The sequence below is a fragment of the Streptomyces sp. P17 genome (genome assembly GCF_032436805.1).
In the GTDB taxonomy this organism is placed as follows: Bacteria; Actinomycetota; Actinomycetes; order Streptomycetales; family Streptomycetaceae; genus Streptomyces.
Genome location: NZ_JAVRBF010001060.1, coordinates 1 through 260, shown reverse-complemented (window position 1 = coordinate 260; position 260 = coordinate 1). Strand labels below are relative to the sequence as shown.

The 260-nt window shown below is 41.5% G+C and carries 1 protein-coding gene; it reads right to left on the bottom strand.

Annotated features, from left to right (window positions below; translation table 11 throughout):
- Nucleotides 1-31: 31 nt before the first annotated feature.
- On the bottom strand, nt 32-260 hold a 229-nt coding region (locus RMT89_RS43940), incomplete at its 5' end, for a hypothetical protein (RefSeq protein WP_315889352.1).

Here is a 260-nt window from a genome sequence, read left to right as displayed (position 1 = left end):
GACATAGGTTATTTAGATAATGTTCTTACTGTTAGGTATTGGTCAGCTCACCAGAACCTTGAAGATCAAAAGTGAAATCAGTAATAGCTTCAACGCCAGTTGACATAGATGCATCACCAACCCATACTTCACCTTCACTAACAATGGCAGAATCTTGAGCTTGATAGCGAACAAGAACACTCTCACGATCTTCCCAAGCATCCAGTAGCACTTTCACAGCATTAGGAATACCGGAGCCAGAAGTGTGATACCAACTAAAC